We start from the raw sequence: 15,256 nt of genomic DNA on the forward strand, positions 1-15,256 counted from the left end.
ATGTTCACCTCTTTTTGGAACCGAGCTTTGAAAGCATCTGCCCGATATCCATCGCCCCGCTGTCAAGCTCGTCAAACATCCGGTTTAAATCGTCTTCCTGCAGCGCCTCGCGTTTAACAGCAGGAGCAGTATCCTGCAAGCCCGCTCCCCGCTTGTCGAGATGCCGCGCCAGCTTGTAAACGGTCGGGTATTCAAACAGATCGGTAATATACGCTTCCTCGGGATACAGCTTGGCGAGCTTCTGGTAGATTTGGCGGATCATCAGAGAGTCTGCGCCCATTTCGAAAAAATTCTCGTGGATGTCGATCTCGGCGAAACCCAGCACCTCTTTGCACGCTTGCGCCACCTGCTGCTCGGTTTCGCTGAATGCGTCCTGCTCGTTGCCAAGCAGCTTCACAGCTGCGTAGCCGGCATCCTTATCCGCTGGCGCCGGGCCAGACGTTTTTGCTAAACGCGCCCGCAGCGTTTCCAGAGCCGCCTTGACCGGTTCCGCCAGCTCGATGGCGTAATTATTCAGCCATAGGGCCATTCTGCTTTCCAGGTTCAGCTCTCCGATCAGCGCCCTATGCTGCGTCGTCGACCAAACTTTATCCAGCATCGCCATTGCGTCGGCGGCCTGGATCGTCTTGAACATCGTATCAACCTGGAATTTGTTGTCGGCTGCCATTCCTTTATCCCGCCAGGTCGACCAGTTAATCGTTATCCTTCTTCTCCCGTCGTTTGAAGGCATCGCGCTATAAGCATCGAGATAGGCGTTGGCGGCCAAATAATCGCTCTGGTCGCCTGTCTCAAACAACGTTGCCACCGAGGAGTACATGACGAAGAAATCGAGCTCATCCTGCTGTGTCAGACGATCCAGCAGCCAAGTGCCGTATATTTTGGCGCTGACGACTTGCTGGAACGTATGGAGGCTCTTCGCGGCAAGCGGTTCAGTCCGCACAATGCCCGCGCCGTGTACAATGCCTCTGATCTCGCCGAATCGCAACCGGATGTCCGCCAGCATAGAGGCGGTCTCGGCTTCGTCGGCTACATTGCATTGGTACAAAATCACGACTGATCCGCCCGCTTCAATTTCCCGGATTGCGACAATTCTCTCGCACAGCAGCCGGTCTTCTCCGCTTTCCAGCAGCTTGTCCCAATACATCCGCTCCGGCATTGCCGAGCGATTGGCAAGCACAAGATTAATCCGGCCTTTGCCGCTAAGCCAGCGAGCCGTCTCTAGTCCGATTCCGCCGGTCCCGCCGGTAATCAAATAAATGCCGCCTGTACGAACGGTCAGCTCATCCGCTGTCATTTCCTCGTTGTTAACCGGCTGGAACAGCTCCACGTAACGTCTGCCGTTCCGGTAGGCGGCCAGTCGGGCCCCGGAGCCCTCCGTAACTTCGGACAGCAGCTCCTCGATTCCGAGCGTACCGTCGATATCGATGCAGCGGCAGGTTATATGGGGATGCTCTTTCGGAAGCGCTTTGGCCAGCCCGTGCAGCGGCGCGTGCTCCGGCCGCAGCTGTTTTTCCTGTCCCGTAATGCGGTAAGCGCATTCGGTCAGCACGACTAGTTCCAGATCGTTCTCAAATTCGCATGCCGCCCACGCCTTCATGAGAAGGAACAGGCTGAACGTCCCGCGAAGCTGGCTTCGCTTCAGCTCGTCCAGTCCCGCAACCGACGTTCGGCTCTCCAGGCTGGTGCAATGAATAATCCGCGTAATAAACCGCCCCGCGCTAGCCTGCTGCAGCTGCTGCTTATAGTAATTCAGCATGTCCGCCTCTGCCGCCGGCGCTTTCTCCAACGATAGCTCAACCGCCGAGCCGGCAGACGGCGTTTCGAGCAGGAACACCCCTCTGCCCTGAGCTTCCAGCGCGCTGGCTAACCGGTCCGCGTATCCCCCCTTGTCCTTAACGATAACCGTCACGCCTGCCGCAAGAAATTGCACGGGTGCGGCAATCCGTCTCTGCGGCTTCCAGCCCATGGTGAAGGCTGCCGGGAGTTCGGCGGCACTAGCCGCAGCCTTTGTTGGCTGCTTGGCTCGTTTCGGAAATTCCACCCAGCATTTGGTTCTCTCAAACGGATATACCGGCAGCTGCACCCTGGTATGCGATTGTCCGGCATAGAGCTGCTCCCAGGACACATCCGCCCCCTCCGCATACAGCTGGCACAGCTGCTCCAAACGCCCGCGGCTTACTCCCGAATCCGCTATTTCCTGGAGCAGGCGCTCGCTGTTCTGCCTGAGCTCACTTTTCTCCGCTTCGGTAATGTCGCCGGGATTACGAATGCTGCGGCGGTCGCTAACCGTCCGGTGAACGCCGTAATAAACGCCCTCCGCCGCATGCGGCTCAAGCTGCTCCGCCGCATACTGCAGCTTGCCGAAGAGGTCTTCCGCGTCCGCCGAGATAAGCGCGAGACGATGCGTATAATGGCCCCTGCCGGTATTAGCCGTGAAGCAGATATCCGCCAGCGCTGCAGCCGCGCCGTTTTTGAATTGGCTGGCATATCGCTTCACCAGCCGCGCAAGCGAGCTTTCGCTGGCAGCGGAAAGGGTCAGCACATACGGCGGCGTGAGCGCCGGGTGCTCTTGTTCCATTTCCGGCACAGCCGCTTCCGGCCTGTATTCCTCAATAATAAGGTGGCCGTTCGTGCCGCTCAGTCCGAAGGAGCTGATGGCGCAGCGCATCGGCCCGCTGTCGTCCGCCCATTTTTGGGTTTGAGTGTTGATGTACAGCGGCGAGTCATGCAGATCGATGTTTGAATTGGGCTCCTGGAAGTACAGCGTTGGCGGAATCTCCCGGTTTTTCAACGCCATGACCGCTTTAATAATGGAAGCCATTCCGGCCCCTTCGTTCAGATGGCCGATGTTGGATTTAACCGATCCGATCGGAATGAACTGTTTCTTGTCGGTGTAGGTTTCAATGGCTTGTTTCAGTCCGCTGATCTCAATCGGATCGCCAAGCTCAGTCCCCGTGCCATGCGCTTCAAAAAATGCGATCGATTCCGGATGAATGCCGGCCTTCTCCCATGCCCGCAAAATCACATCCGTCTGAGCGGCCGGATTCGGCGCGGTAATGCCCATCGACGTACCGTCCTGATTAATGGCGCTGCCCTTAATGACCGCATGGATATGGTCGCCGTCCGCCTGTGCTTTGCGAAGCGGCTTAATGACGATGGACGCAATTCCTTCCCCGTTGCCGGAACCGTCTGCATGAGCGTCGAAAGCTCGCGTTTTGCCATCATGGGATTCAATGCCAATTTTATTGTGATCGTGGTTGAGCGGGATGAGAAACAGCTTGATTCCGCCAACCAGCGCCATATCGCAGTCGCCGCTGCGGATGGCATTGCTGGCCATATGCACCGCCACAAGGGAGGAGGAGCAGGCGGTGTCCACCACCATGGTCGGCCCCTTCAAATCTAGCAAATGCGAAATCCGTGTCGGAATCATCGCGGAGACGTTGCCAACAATCGCCTCGGACATTAAAACTGGGTCAACATCGGTCAGCATCCTCTGGTAGGAGTCGCGAATCACGTTGGCATATCCAACATAGATGCCCGTTCTGCTGCCGCGCAGCTTGTCTCCGCCATAACCGGCATCCTCCATCGCCTGCCAGGCGGTCTGCATGAACAGCCGTTGTCCCGGATCGGTCAGACTGGCTTCCTTCGGCGAAATCCGGAAAAACCGGTAATCAAATTCGTCGACGCCGTCCAAATAATTCAGCTCCATATAACCCGGGTGTTCGCTGGAATACTGCCCGGCAGCAGCGAGATAATCATCCACATAGGCGCGCCGCTCCGGCGGAATCGGGCCCGTGCAGTCAACGGCATTGCTGACGTTTTTCCAGTATTGCTCGACCGAGCCCGCTCCCGGGAACAGCGCCGCCATGCCGATAATCGCCATATCCTCGTCATGCCCGGGTTGGGCTGCAGGTTTAGAGACCGCGGCCGGACGTTTGGCTTTTTCTTCCCGGGTCAGGAAGGAAGCCAGCCTGGAGATAGAAGCATAGGCAAACAAATCGGCAATCGAAGTGCGCCCCGGGTAGTGCCGCTCTACGAGCTTATGCAGCCCATGCAGCTGCACGGAATCGCCGCCAAGCTCAAAAAAAGTGTCGTGAATGCTGAGCTCCTCGTAGCCGAGCACCTCCCGGTACAGGCTTGCCAGCCGCTCTTCAACGTCGGTGTAGGCGCCAAGATCGCTGCCCAGCAGCTTCACCTTTGGCGCTTCAGCAGATGGTGAAACCGCCATTGCCGGTTGAGCAGCTCCATGACTTCCGCCGTTGAAAACAGCGCGCAGCTTTGCGGGAAGATGGAACACATCCTTGCTGAACAGCTCCAGCCCGCTCGGATTAGCCGTATTCACTTCGCCAACCAGGACGCGGACAACGTTTTTGTTCAGCACTTGATCTAAAGCATGCAGAGCCACCGACGGGGACAGCGCTTTAAAAATGCCGTCAATCGTCTCGCTTTTCCCTTCCCCCATGCGCGCTCCGTCCCAAACGACCCAGTTGATGGCGTGCACGGGCTTGCCCAGACTGCGTCTGTAATCCGCGAAGGCGTCCAGATAGCTGTTCGCCGCCGTATAATCGCCCTGTCCCATCTCGCCAACTAGCGAAACGCCGGATGAGAACAGCACGAAGAAATCCAGCTCATCCTGCTCTGTCGCTTGATCTAACGCCCAAGTGCCAAAAACCTTCGGACTCAGCACCTCTTGAAAAACCGCTGTGTCCTTACGAATCAGAAATCCGCGTCCAGCCACGCCGGCAGCATGTATAACGCCGTTTATTTTCCCGTATGTCTGTCGCAGCCGCTCCATCGTTCCGCGCAATTCCTCCACGGAAGCGACGTCAACCGCAATGCAATCCACTTTTGCGCCAGCCGCTGTAAGCTCCAGCAGCTTCTCAACGGTCTTATGCAGACGTGAGCCGTCGTGCTGCTGCATCATTGCCGCCCATTCCGCTTGCTCCGGCAGCGGAGTCCGGTTCAGCAGCGCCAGATTAACTCTGCCTTTAGAGGCCAAATACTTTGCCGTATGCAGACCCAGATTGCCTGCGCCGCCCGTGATGACGTAAACCCCGTCTTCCTTCACATTAACGGGGAGATCAGGCGCCTGCTCAACATCGGTCTCAACCATCATCTCCGCATACCGTTTCCCGTTTCGGTAGGCAATTTGATAGGTGGTTCGATCCGTGCGCAGCTCCTCAACGACTACCCGGGCAGACGCTGTCGCATCCACATCGATTGCTCTGCAGGTGAGATGCGGATACTCGATGCCGATCACTTTGCCGAGGCCGACCAATGGCGCGTTTTCCGGCTTTAATACCGCTTCCTCCCCGGTAACCCGGCTCGCATAATCGGAAACGATCATCAATTCCTGTTTATGTCCGACCCCTTTGCGCAAGAGCTCCCTCACCAAAAAGAATAAGCTGTATACGCCTAACGACTGGCTTTCATTCAGCTTTTCCGGCGAAGTAATCGCAGCAGGCCGGTTATAGGAGAGCAGATGCACAATTTTAGTAAATCCCGCATGTTTAATCGCTTCCGCCAGCTGAACGTAATCGTCTTCATTTCCGCTCACGGTAAAGGACCTTGGGCTTAACGCCTGATAACGTTCTCCCCATTTCACATGAAGGCAAGTAACACCTTCCTGCTCAAGCTGATGAGTAAGCTCATCCCATTCTCCCACTATGAGAACGGTTTCACCTTGCAGGCTTTGCAGCCGTTGATCTCTCGCTTCCTCTATCCATGTCATGGAGTAAAAAAGCGAGCTTGGGGCTGCAGCAGGCGCGAGCTCGGGAATTTGCAGCCAGCTCCGCTTTGTCTCAAACGGATACACGGGAAGGGAAATCTTCCGGGCGTTGCTCCCTTGGAAAATCAGCTCCCATTTTAGCGATGCCCCCGAGGTGTATAACTCAGCGATCAGCTGCAGCAGTTCAGCCCCTTGTTGTTCTCCGGCTGTTTTCAATTGCCGCAGCAAAGCAGTTGATTGCTGAGTCATCGCCGCAGCGTCATTGCCGGACGGCTCCGCTCCGTAAGACCACCAAGGGGCGCTAAAACCGCTCAAGTCTAACCCGTGACGGATGGCCTGCTGCAGCTTATTTTTCAAGTCCCGCATATCCCCCGCTCTTATCGCAACGCGATGCGGATGATGGTCGCGCCCCGTCGAGAGCGTATAAGCGACATCTTGAATAACAGCTGTGTTTTCCCCTGCCGCATAATCCCTCATCCGGCTCAGCAATGCGTTTAGCGATGTTTCGCTTTTGGCCGACAAAGGAATGACAAATTGCTGGTTCAGCCCGGCCGTATTGCGCTCAGACCGGACAGGCTGCGGGATATATTCCTCCAGCACGACATGACAGTTCGTACCGGAAAGACCGAACGAGCTGACACCGCAGCGCCGCGGCGTATCCCCTGACGGCCACGGCTGCTGGGATGTATTTACATATACCGGCGAATCAATAAACGGAATCCGTTTATTCGGTGTATGAAAATGAATGCTTGGAGGAATGAGCTGATGCTTCAGCGATAAAGCCGCCTTAATCAGTCCTGCTATTCCCGCGCAATCATAGAGATGGCCAATATTGGTCTTCACGGATCCGATGGCGCAAAACTGCTTTTTATCCGTAAATTTGGCGAACGCCTTGCTGATTCCCTCAATTTCAATCGGGTCGCCAAGCTTAGTTCCTGTTCCATGGGTTTCGATATAACCGAGCGTTGCCGGGTCAATGCCTGCGTTCTGCCAAGCTTTGGTCAATACCGCTGTCTGAGCTGCGGGGTTGGGTGCCGTAATACCCATCGACGCGCCGTCCTGATTCGAAGCGCTGCCCTTGATGACGCAATAAATAGGATCGCCGTCCCGTCTGGCCTTGCTCAGCGGCTTCAACAGCACAGCCGCGCTTCCTTCCCCCATGCCCGAACCGTCAGCCCCGTCGTCGAAAGCGCGCGTCTCGTCATCCGTCGATTCAATGCCAAGCTTTGCATGATCCTTGTTCTGCGGCAGCAGATTGAGCCGCACCGCGCCGGCCATCGCCATGTCGCAATCGCCCCGGCGCAGCGCATGGCAGGCCAAATCAACTGCAATCAGCGAGGAGGAGCAAGCCGTATCCACCGTCAGGCTCGGCCCTTTCAGGTTCAGCAAATAAGAGATTCGGCTCGGAATAATAGAAGACAGGTTGCCTGGCATCGCCGCGGACAACAACGCGGGATCAACGGTTTCAACCATCTCTTTGTACACATAGCTCTCTACATCTCCAATATTGCCGACATAAATGCCGACGCTGCTGCCTGCCAGCTGCTGCGGCCCGTAGCCCGCATCCTCCAGCACATTCCATGCCGTCTCCAGAAACAGGCGCTGGCGGGGATTCATCAGCTGCGCTTCTTTAGGAGGAATGTTAAAAAAGGAATAATCAAATGCGTCAATATCCTCAAGATAAGCGCCGTCGGCATAGGGCATATCCGGTTTGTCCGCGAACTTGATGAACCGGTCCGCATCTTCCTCGCGCTGCTTCGGAAGCTTGGACACGCAGCTTACGCCATTTTTGATGTTTTGCCAGAATGCGTCCGTATTTCGGGCCATCGGGAAACGGGTAAACACGCCGATTACGGCGATATCTTGATGGTCGACCTCCCTGATTGCGGCCGTCGATGGTTCGTCCACACTTCTAAGACGCAATTGAGCCAAATCCGGCAAATTCGTCTTCAACTTCATCCCCCTGTTCTTCCGCGCATCATTAAACCGACACCTTATCGCTGCTCCCCACAATGTCAGCCAGCAGCAGCATATATTGCATAAGCAGCTCCTTGGCTTTGACCTCCCTCAGCCTATGGCCGTTAAAGCCGCACAGCACCTCGATTTGACCGCTATATGCTACCGGCTCAATAACAAAATCGAATACGTCATGCCACTGCATATGGGCAGGCTTTGCCTCCGCCGCCATAACAAAGAGCGGTACAACCTGCTGCTCTTCCGGCTGCTGAATGCGGTCCAGCTCCTCCGCCGAATAAACGCCAACACCGCGTTTAGCCACCGCAGCAGCAAGCCCGTCACCAACAAGCTCAAGCAGCGTGTCCATCGTCTCCACCGCATTAAAATCGATGGTCAGCGTCACGAATTCGAGCTCCTCCGCAACGACCTGAACATGAATCATCCGCTCGCCTGAAGCGAGCTTCAGCAGATAGAAAAATCCGGCCAGCAGCACAAGCTTGACATCAGCCTCCGCACCGCCTGCAATCACGCGGAGCCCTTCGCATGTTTCCTGCTCCAGCGTCGCCTCCAGCTCAGACATATACCCGGCGCCGTCCCCATTAAAATAAGACGGTTCCAATGGAACACCGGGCAGGCTGAGACTGCCTCCCCGGTCAATAAACGCGGTCAGCTTTGCAATCGTTGGATATTTATATAAATCCGGCACGGATACCGATATGCCATGCCATTTGGCCAGCTGATCCGACAATTGGGTCAAAATGAGCGAGCTGCCTCCGCTTTCCTGGAAAGGCTCATCGGCGCCCAGCTCACGCCCAAGCAGATCCCGGCAAAGCCGGTGCAGCAGCTGCTCTGTCGGTTCACCGGCTGACTGCTGGTTTCTGATGCGCTCCAAATTCTGCATTATTCCGTCAAACAGTCCGCCTGAATACTGCTCGCTCAGCTTAAACCGCTGAATTTTGCCGCTCGTCGTTTTAGGAATCGATCTTACCGGGATGACATGAGTGATAAAAAGCCCCATCTTCCGGTGAATATGCTGCTTGACCCGCTCGGCGATTTCAGAGAACGACTCCAAATCTCTGCTTCTGTATAAGAGAAAGAGCAGAATTTCTTCCGCGGCCTCAGATGATGCCGCCGAGGCTGCAGCTCCGCAGGCCGCGACATTCCACAATTCAACCCCGTCCACTTCCTCAGCGACACGCTCGATGTCATGAGCAAATACGTTTTGCCCGTTCACGAACAAGATGTCCTTCGCCCGGCCGACAACGGACAAACGGCCGTTCTGGACAAAACCGATATCCGCCGTATTGAGCCAGCCGTCCGCTGTCCGCATGCCGGCGTTTGGATCGTTATAATACCCTTGTGTGACGCTGGGTCCCTTAATTTGTATGTATCCGACGGTACTCTCCGGGAAAGATTGGCCCGCTTCATCCGCAATTCGAATCTCGCAGCTGTCGATAGGCGGGCCTACATCTATGTACAATAGGCTGTTCGCTTCTCCGCGCTGCAGCAGGCGGACGGGTTGTCCCGCCTGCATAAACCGTCTGTCTGCGGCAGCATACTTCAACGGCTCGCCAATGGGAGTAAAACATACCCCGACGGTCCCCTCCGCTAATCCGTATGCCGGCCTCATCGCCGTGCGCGGCAGTCCGTATTTGGCCAGCTGCTCGACGAAACGCTCGCTGATCTCCGTTGAGATGGGCTCCGCGCCGTTGCACAGGCAGGTCAGACGGGATAAATCCCAGCCGTAGTCATGCTCCTGATCATAAAAAGCCAAAAAATAGTTGTAGCCGAAATTCGGGCTGTACAGCCGGTTGATCCGGTGCTGATGCGTCTTTTCAATCCACAGCAGCGGGTTCAAAATAAACAGCTTCGTCCGCATAATATACTGCGAGGACTGAGTGAAGGCATGCAGCAAATGCATCGCAATCAATCCCATATCATGCGTCAGCGGCATCCAGCTTAAAACATGCTCGCTGGCTTCAATCCCCCATATTTTCTGCATAGCGGCCACGTTGGACATGACGTTTTGATGGGTTAAAATGACGCCTTTGGGATCGCCGGTTGACCCCGAGGAAAATTGGATGAACGCAATATCGTCCGGCTGCGCCGGTTTCACTTCCCCGGCATGCAAACCTTTCAAAGAAGCGGCATCGATAAAACTTTCCTTCATCACCTTCACACGCGGCTGCCATACCGGCTGCTCCGCTGCAAATTCCTCAAGGCCGGAAACGATTGAATCAGGGCCGATGAGATGCGGACGGTTCAGCTTGCCCCATACTTTGCACACCTTCAGCCTCGTTTCCTCATTCGTGCCGACAGTGACAGGAACCGCGATAATCCGTCCTAACACGCAAGCCCAAAATACTTCCAGAAACAGCCGATTGTCCTGAATCTGGATCAACAGCTCGTGACCTGCTTCCACTCCGCAAGCCTGCAAATCATGCAGCAAACCTCGTGAGCGCTCATAGAGCTGCCGGTAGGACACAAGCTCCTCCTGATCCGCTTCGTCGATAAACGTAATTCCCCGCTCCGTAATCCCGCGGTTTGCCTCGGCAATATCGTGCATGAGCAGGTATTTGTTCATCACCGATTACTCAACCCCAAATCGTAAAATGATTCCTGCGCGTTATTATGAAGCATTCCCCCTTACTCTTACTGCACCGTGCTGAGCAAGGAACGGTTAATATGCTGAATGACCGCCTCAAAGCTGTCATTGATATAAAAATGTCCGCCTTTAAACTTGTGGAGCGAGAATGGTCCTGTCGTATGCTGTCCCCACTCCGCAAGATCCCGTTTGTTCACGTCCCAATCCTGAACGCCGGTCATCACGTTAAAGGCTGCTGTCAGAAGCTCTCGGCCGCCTTGATAAACATAGGATTCCATCGCATAAAAATCGGCTTTCAAAATTGGGATAAACGTATTCGCCAGCGCCGGATTCTCAAACAGCTCCGGCGGCGTTCCGCCAAGCTCCATGAGCCGCTCGATCAGCTGTTCATGCGGTGTGCTGGGGTTCACCAAATCCGGACGCAAGATATGGGGAGCCCAGCGGCCGGACAAAAACATAACACTGGGCTCAGGGCGGCCATGAGCTCTCAGCATGTAGGCCAATTCAAAGGACAGCTGACTGCCCATACTGTGGCCGAAGAAGGCATAAGGCCCGTCGTCGATCAGACCTTCCACTTGCTCATAAACGTCATGCACCGCTTCATCAAAGGTCCGGTACAGGGAATCCCGTGAACGGAATCCCCTTCCGGCAAGCTCAATCGGCTTAAAATCGATTTCATCCGACAGATGCTTCTTCCACTTGTAATAGGCGGTGGCGGAGGCGCCAGCATACGGGAAAGCGAACAGTTTCAGCTTGTTCATCCGCTTCCGTCAAGCCTCGCCCGTTAACACGGCCACACGTTGGGCAGGCCGCAAATTAACGAGCCGGAGCGACCACAGCTCAATAAAGCTGTCGGCAATATCGGCTTTAATTGCCTCGGAGAAGCCCAGCTCATCGGCAAGCTCGCCAAGCGACTTTTCGCCGTCCGCATGCTCCAGCACAAGGAATACCTCCTCTGAAACCGCCTTTTTGTACTTGTCGCCAAAATGCAGCCGGACCTCATGGACCGTGCGTTTTGTCCCGTCGGCCGAATAGCCGATCGACTTTTTCAGCTCGGCGTTCATCAGCCGGGTCGGCGCCAGATTCAGGTAATCGTCCGTATCAACCTGCTTCTTCTCGACCAAATAGTCCCCGATTGCCAAATAATGAATGTTCGTCGTCAGAAAGCTTACGATGCCGTCCTCTTCCGAATCGACAATCGGTTCAACGTTATTGTTGAACGACGTATTCAGCAGAATCGGCACCCCGGTCAGCTTCCGGAATTCATCAATTAACCTCCAGTATTTTTCATTTGTTGCTTTTGAAACGGTTTGAATGCGTGCGGTTCCGTCTACATGCGTAACGGCGCCGAGCAGCGGTTGTTTGTCCTCCTTCGTTTTCAGTACAAAATTCATGTAGGAGTACGGCGCTTTTGTAACCGGCATCTCGTAATACTCGCCAACGTATTCCTCCAGCACCGACGGCGCAAACGGCCGGTACCCTTCGCGTTTTTTCACCATGCTGTTAATGACGCTTTTGTTCTCCGCAGGCCGCGGGTCGGCCAGAATGCTGCGGTTGCCGAGCGCGCGCGGGCCGAATTCCGCCCGGCCCTGCACCCAGCCGAATACCGAGCCCTCGGCGATCCGCTTGGCGGTTTCCTCGGCGATGTTATCCGTTTTGCGGAAGCCTACAAACCGCTCCCAACGCTTCAATATGTCCTCTAAGCCGTCATTGTGCTGAATATCGCTGCCCCAATACAGATGCTCCAGCTGCTGCGGCGCAGCGTCCGGATTAAATTTATTGGAAACGAACAACGCCCCGCCGAGCGCGTTGCCCGCATCATGTGCCGCCGGCTGCACAAATACTTCATCGAATAAACCGGAGTAGAGCACTTTGCCGTTCATGGAGCAGTTATGCGCCACTCCGCCGGCCATCGCCAGCTTTGTATGCCCCGTAACCTGCCGGTAGTGGGTCAGCATATGCAATACAATCGTCTCCAGCGCTTCCTGCAGTGATGCAGCCAAGTCTTTATGCTCCTGCGTAATCGGACCGCCCTTTTTGCGCGGCGTCATAAAATCGAACAGAGCCGTCGACCAGGCCATATTCAGCTTAAATTTCCCCTCCGGAAGAAGCATGTACGCCTTTTTGAGCATACGTCTAAATTTGCTTGGATCTCCGTACGGAGCCAGCCCCATCACTTTATACTCATCATGCTGCTGGTAGCCAAGCATGCGAATTACGGAGATATAAAAGGAGCCAAGGCTGTTTTCGTTGTCAATGCGGTCCAGCACCTGGAAGTCCGTTCCTTCGGCGCTAATTACGTAACCGGCATAACCTTCCTGCGACTGCCCGTCGATCGTAACGGTGAGGCTTCGGTCAAAGCCGGACATCATATGCGCGCTGGCCGCATGGCAAATGTGATGGTCGACGAACACGATATTGTCCGGGTCGAAGCTCGTTCCGTCCACCTTGTAGAAGAAGTCGACGAGCATCTCCCGCGCGTTTTTACAAAGCGATTCCCGGTAGTAAAAATCATCCCGCACGTACAGGTCGGACTCTTGTTCTCTCGTCGTTATGACAACCTTATCGATATCCGCAAGCGTCAGATTCCTCTTTCTCAAACAGAGTAAAATCGCCTGTATCGGAGCTTTGCCGGTATGTTTGACCCGGTTCAATCTTTCTTCCTCCGCACCCGCAATGACGACGCCGTCCTGAACGAGCACAGCAGCCGAGTCATGCAAAATTCTGCCGTAATCAAACACCTTCAAATCCTCATGCGGCAAGTCAAAACCGCCCGTAAGACCTAGCACTAGCATAGTCTTCCTCCCGCCGACCCGTATTTGATTATGCCTTGTCCGCCCTGGGGCGCTGTTAAATCGCAGCCAATGGAACCGATTCCAAAGGCCTCAAGCTGACTAGACGCAGCGACCATAAATCGATCATTTCATCTACAATTTCCTCTGTTTTCCTGCCGCCGCCCGTTGCCGTCAGCAGCTCCGCAATCGTTTGCCGACCGTCGGATTGCTCTAAAATCCGGAATACCTCTTCGGAGAGGCCCGTTTTGTATTTATCTCTAAAATGAAGCCGAATCTCGTAATTCGTCTGTTTTTCCCCTGCGGCTGAATAACCGACCGACATTTTCAGCTCGGAATTGTCCGGCCTTCTCGGCACAAAGGTTAAAAATAGCTCTTTAGCGACCGGCTGTTTGTCGATAATGTAGTCCCCGATAATCAATGTATTGATATTGGTAGTCAGGAAGCTGACAATTGCATCTTCGATAGAATCGACAATCGGTTCGGCATTGTTGTTAAAGGATGTATTGAGCAGCACCGGGACCCCCGTCAGCTTGCGGAAAGCCTCGATTAAAAGCCAATATTTCTCGTTCGTTTCCCGCGAAACGGTCTGAATGCGCGCAGTGCCGTCAACATGAGTGACCGCGCCAAGCAGAGCCTGTTTGTCCTCCTGCGTCTTCAACACAAAGTTCATATAAGAATAAGGCGCCTTCGTTTGCGGCATGACGTAATAGTCGGCGACATGCTCCTCTTGAATCGAGGGAGCAAACGGGCGGTAGCCCTCCCGCTTTTTCACCATTGCATTAATAATGCGTTTGTTCTCCTCTGGACGGGGATCCGCCAAAATGCTCCGGTTGCCAAGCGCACGCGGACCGAATTCCGACCGGCCCTGCACCCATCCGATAACTGCGCCGTCCGCAAGCAGCTGGGCCGTCTCTTCAACGAGATGTTCGGTTTTACGGAAGGAAACAAAAGCTTCCCACTGCTTCAAAGCTTGATAAACACCGTCGTTAGGCTCAATCCCAGATCCCCAATACAGATGGCGCAGCGTCTCGGTCCCCTTATGCGGCTCAAGCTTGCGCGACGCCAGCAACGCGCCTCCCAGCGCATTGCCCGCATCATGGGCAGCAGGCTGAATAAATACCTCATCAAAAAGACCGGAATACAATATTTTGCCGTTCATGGTGCAGTTGTGAGCAACGCCGCCGGCCATGCAGAGCCTTTTATGCCCGGTCACCTGCTGATAATGCTGGAGCATATGCATAACGACGAGCTCAAGCGTTTCCTGCAGCGCGGCCGCAATGTCCATATGCTCCTGAGTGAATTCTCCGCCCTTCAGCCTTGGTTCAAAGGAATCCATCAGTACGTAGTACCAGCTTCGGTTGAGACGGTACTTCCCTTCCGGGAGCAGAGTAAACGCTTTTTTGAACAGCCTCCGGAAAGTGGCGGGATTTCCATACGGCGCGAGGCCCATTACCTTGTACTCGTCATGTACGGTATACCCTAAAAACTCGATGACGACATTGTAGAAGGAGCCAAGGCTGTCGTCGTTTAAAATAGTGCCCAGCAGCTTAAGCGAATCCCCTTCCGCGCTGAGGATGACGCCCGCATTTCCTTCCGGCGAAGCGCCGTCAATGGTGACGACAAGGGCATCGTCAAAACCGGACATATAATAAGCGCTTGCCGCATGGCAGTAATGATGGTTTTCCAGCATTACTTTTTCCATGTTTACCTTCACTTTGAAGTGGCGGCCAAGCAGCTCGGCCAGCCATGCCTTGGGATCGGCGTACGGATAGTCACGGTACCGCTGACGATGGCCGATCGTTTCGAATTTAAGGTGGCTTTCCGCGCAGTAATACACAATTCGATCCACTTCATCCAGCTGGATTCCGCCGATCTCCAGGCATTTTTGTATTGCCTGCACCGGCAGCTTGCCCGAATGTTTGACCCGATTGAGCCGCTCTTCCTCATAGGCTGCGACTACCTGTCCGTCCACAATTAATACTGCTGCCGAATCGTGAATTGTATCAGTTTTCAGGTTGATAGAGCTGAAGCCTTCCTCATGCGGCAAATCCGCGCCTCCGCTGATTCCAAGAATCTTCATCGTTACACCCGTCCCTTTGTAGTTTAATCGTCCTATTACGTTGAATCTGGCATCGTTACCAGACTACCTGCAATGAGCTCAAGCAGTTCCTT

Annotated in this window: 5 protein-coding genes; all 5 read right to left on the bottom strand. The window is 54.7% G+C overall.

Annotated elements, in window-relative coordinates:
• Positions 1-4: 4 nt before the first annotated feature.
• Positions 5-7,681: an SDR family NAD(P)-dependent oxidoreductase gene (locus M3223_RS03445; protein WP_251558955.1), complete on the bottom strand. Its 7,677-nt coding sequence runs from the start codon at positions 7,679-7,681 to the stop codon at positions 5-7.
• Between the two features lie 28 nt (positions 7,682-7,709).
• The gene (locus tag M3223_RS03450; protein ID WP_251559816.1) at positions 7,710-10,268 is read right to left on the bottom strand and encodes a non-ribosomal peptide synthetase; all 2,559 of its coding nucleotides are present in this window, start codon (positions 10,266-10,268) and stop codon (positions 7,710-7,712) included.
• 68 nt (positions 10,269-10,336) lie between these two features.
• Positions 10,337-11,050, bottom strand: a complete 714-nt coding sequence (locus M3223_RS03455; protein WP_251558957.1) for a thioesterase II family protein — start codon at positions 11,048-11,050, stop codon at positions 10,337-10,339.
• A 9-nt stretch (positions 11,051-11,059) separates the two neighbouring features.
• Positions 11,060-13,084: a carbamoyltransferase family protein gene (locus tag M3223_RS03460; protein WP_251558959.1), complete on the bottom strand. Its 2,025-nt coding sequence runs from the start codon at positions 13,082-13,084 to the stop codon at positions 11,060-11,062.
• Positions 13,085-13,139: 55 nt separating this feature from the next.
• The gene (locus tag M3223_RS03465; protein ID WP_251558960.1) at positions 13,140-15,164 is read right to left on the bottom strand and encodes a carbamoyltransferase family protein; all 2,025 of its coding nucleotides are present in this window, start codon (positions 15,162-15,164) and stop codon (positions 13,140-13,142) included.
• Positions 15,165-15,256: the final 92 nt, after the last annotated feature.

Source organism: Paenibacillus pasadenensis, assembly GCF_023715725.1.
Lineage (GTDB): Bacteria > Bacillota > Bacilli > Paenibacillales > Paenibacillaceae > Paenibacillus_O > Paenibacillus_O pasadenensis_A.

Coding starts and splice junctions, on each gene's coding strand:
- M3223_RS03450 (WP_251559816.1), bottom strand. CDS start 10,268: ATGAACAAATACCTGCTCATGCACGATATTGCCGAGGCAAACCGCGGG.
- M3223_RS03455 (WP_251558957.1), bottom strand. CDS start 11,050: ATGAACAAGCTGAAACTGTTCGCTTTCCCGTATGCTGGCGCCTCCGCC.
- M3223_RS03460 (WP_251558959.1), bottom strand. CDS start 13,084: ATGCTAGTGCTAGGTCTTACGGGCGGTTTTGACTTGCCGCATGAGGAT.
- M3223_RS03465 (WP_251558960.1), bottom strand. CDS start 15,164: ATGAAGATTCTTGGAATCAGCGGAGGCGCGGATTTGCCGCATGAGGAA.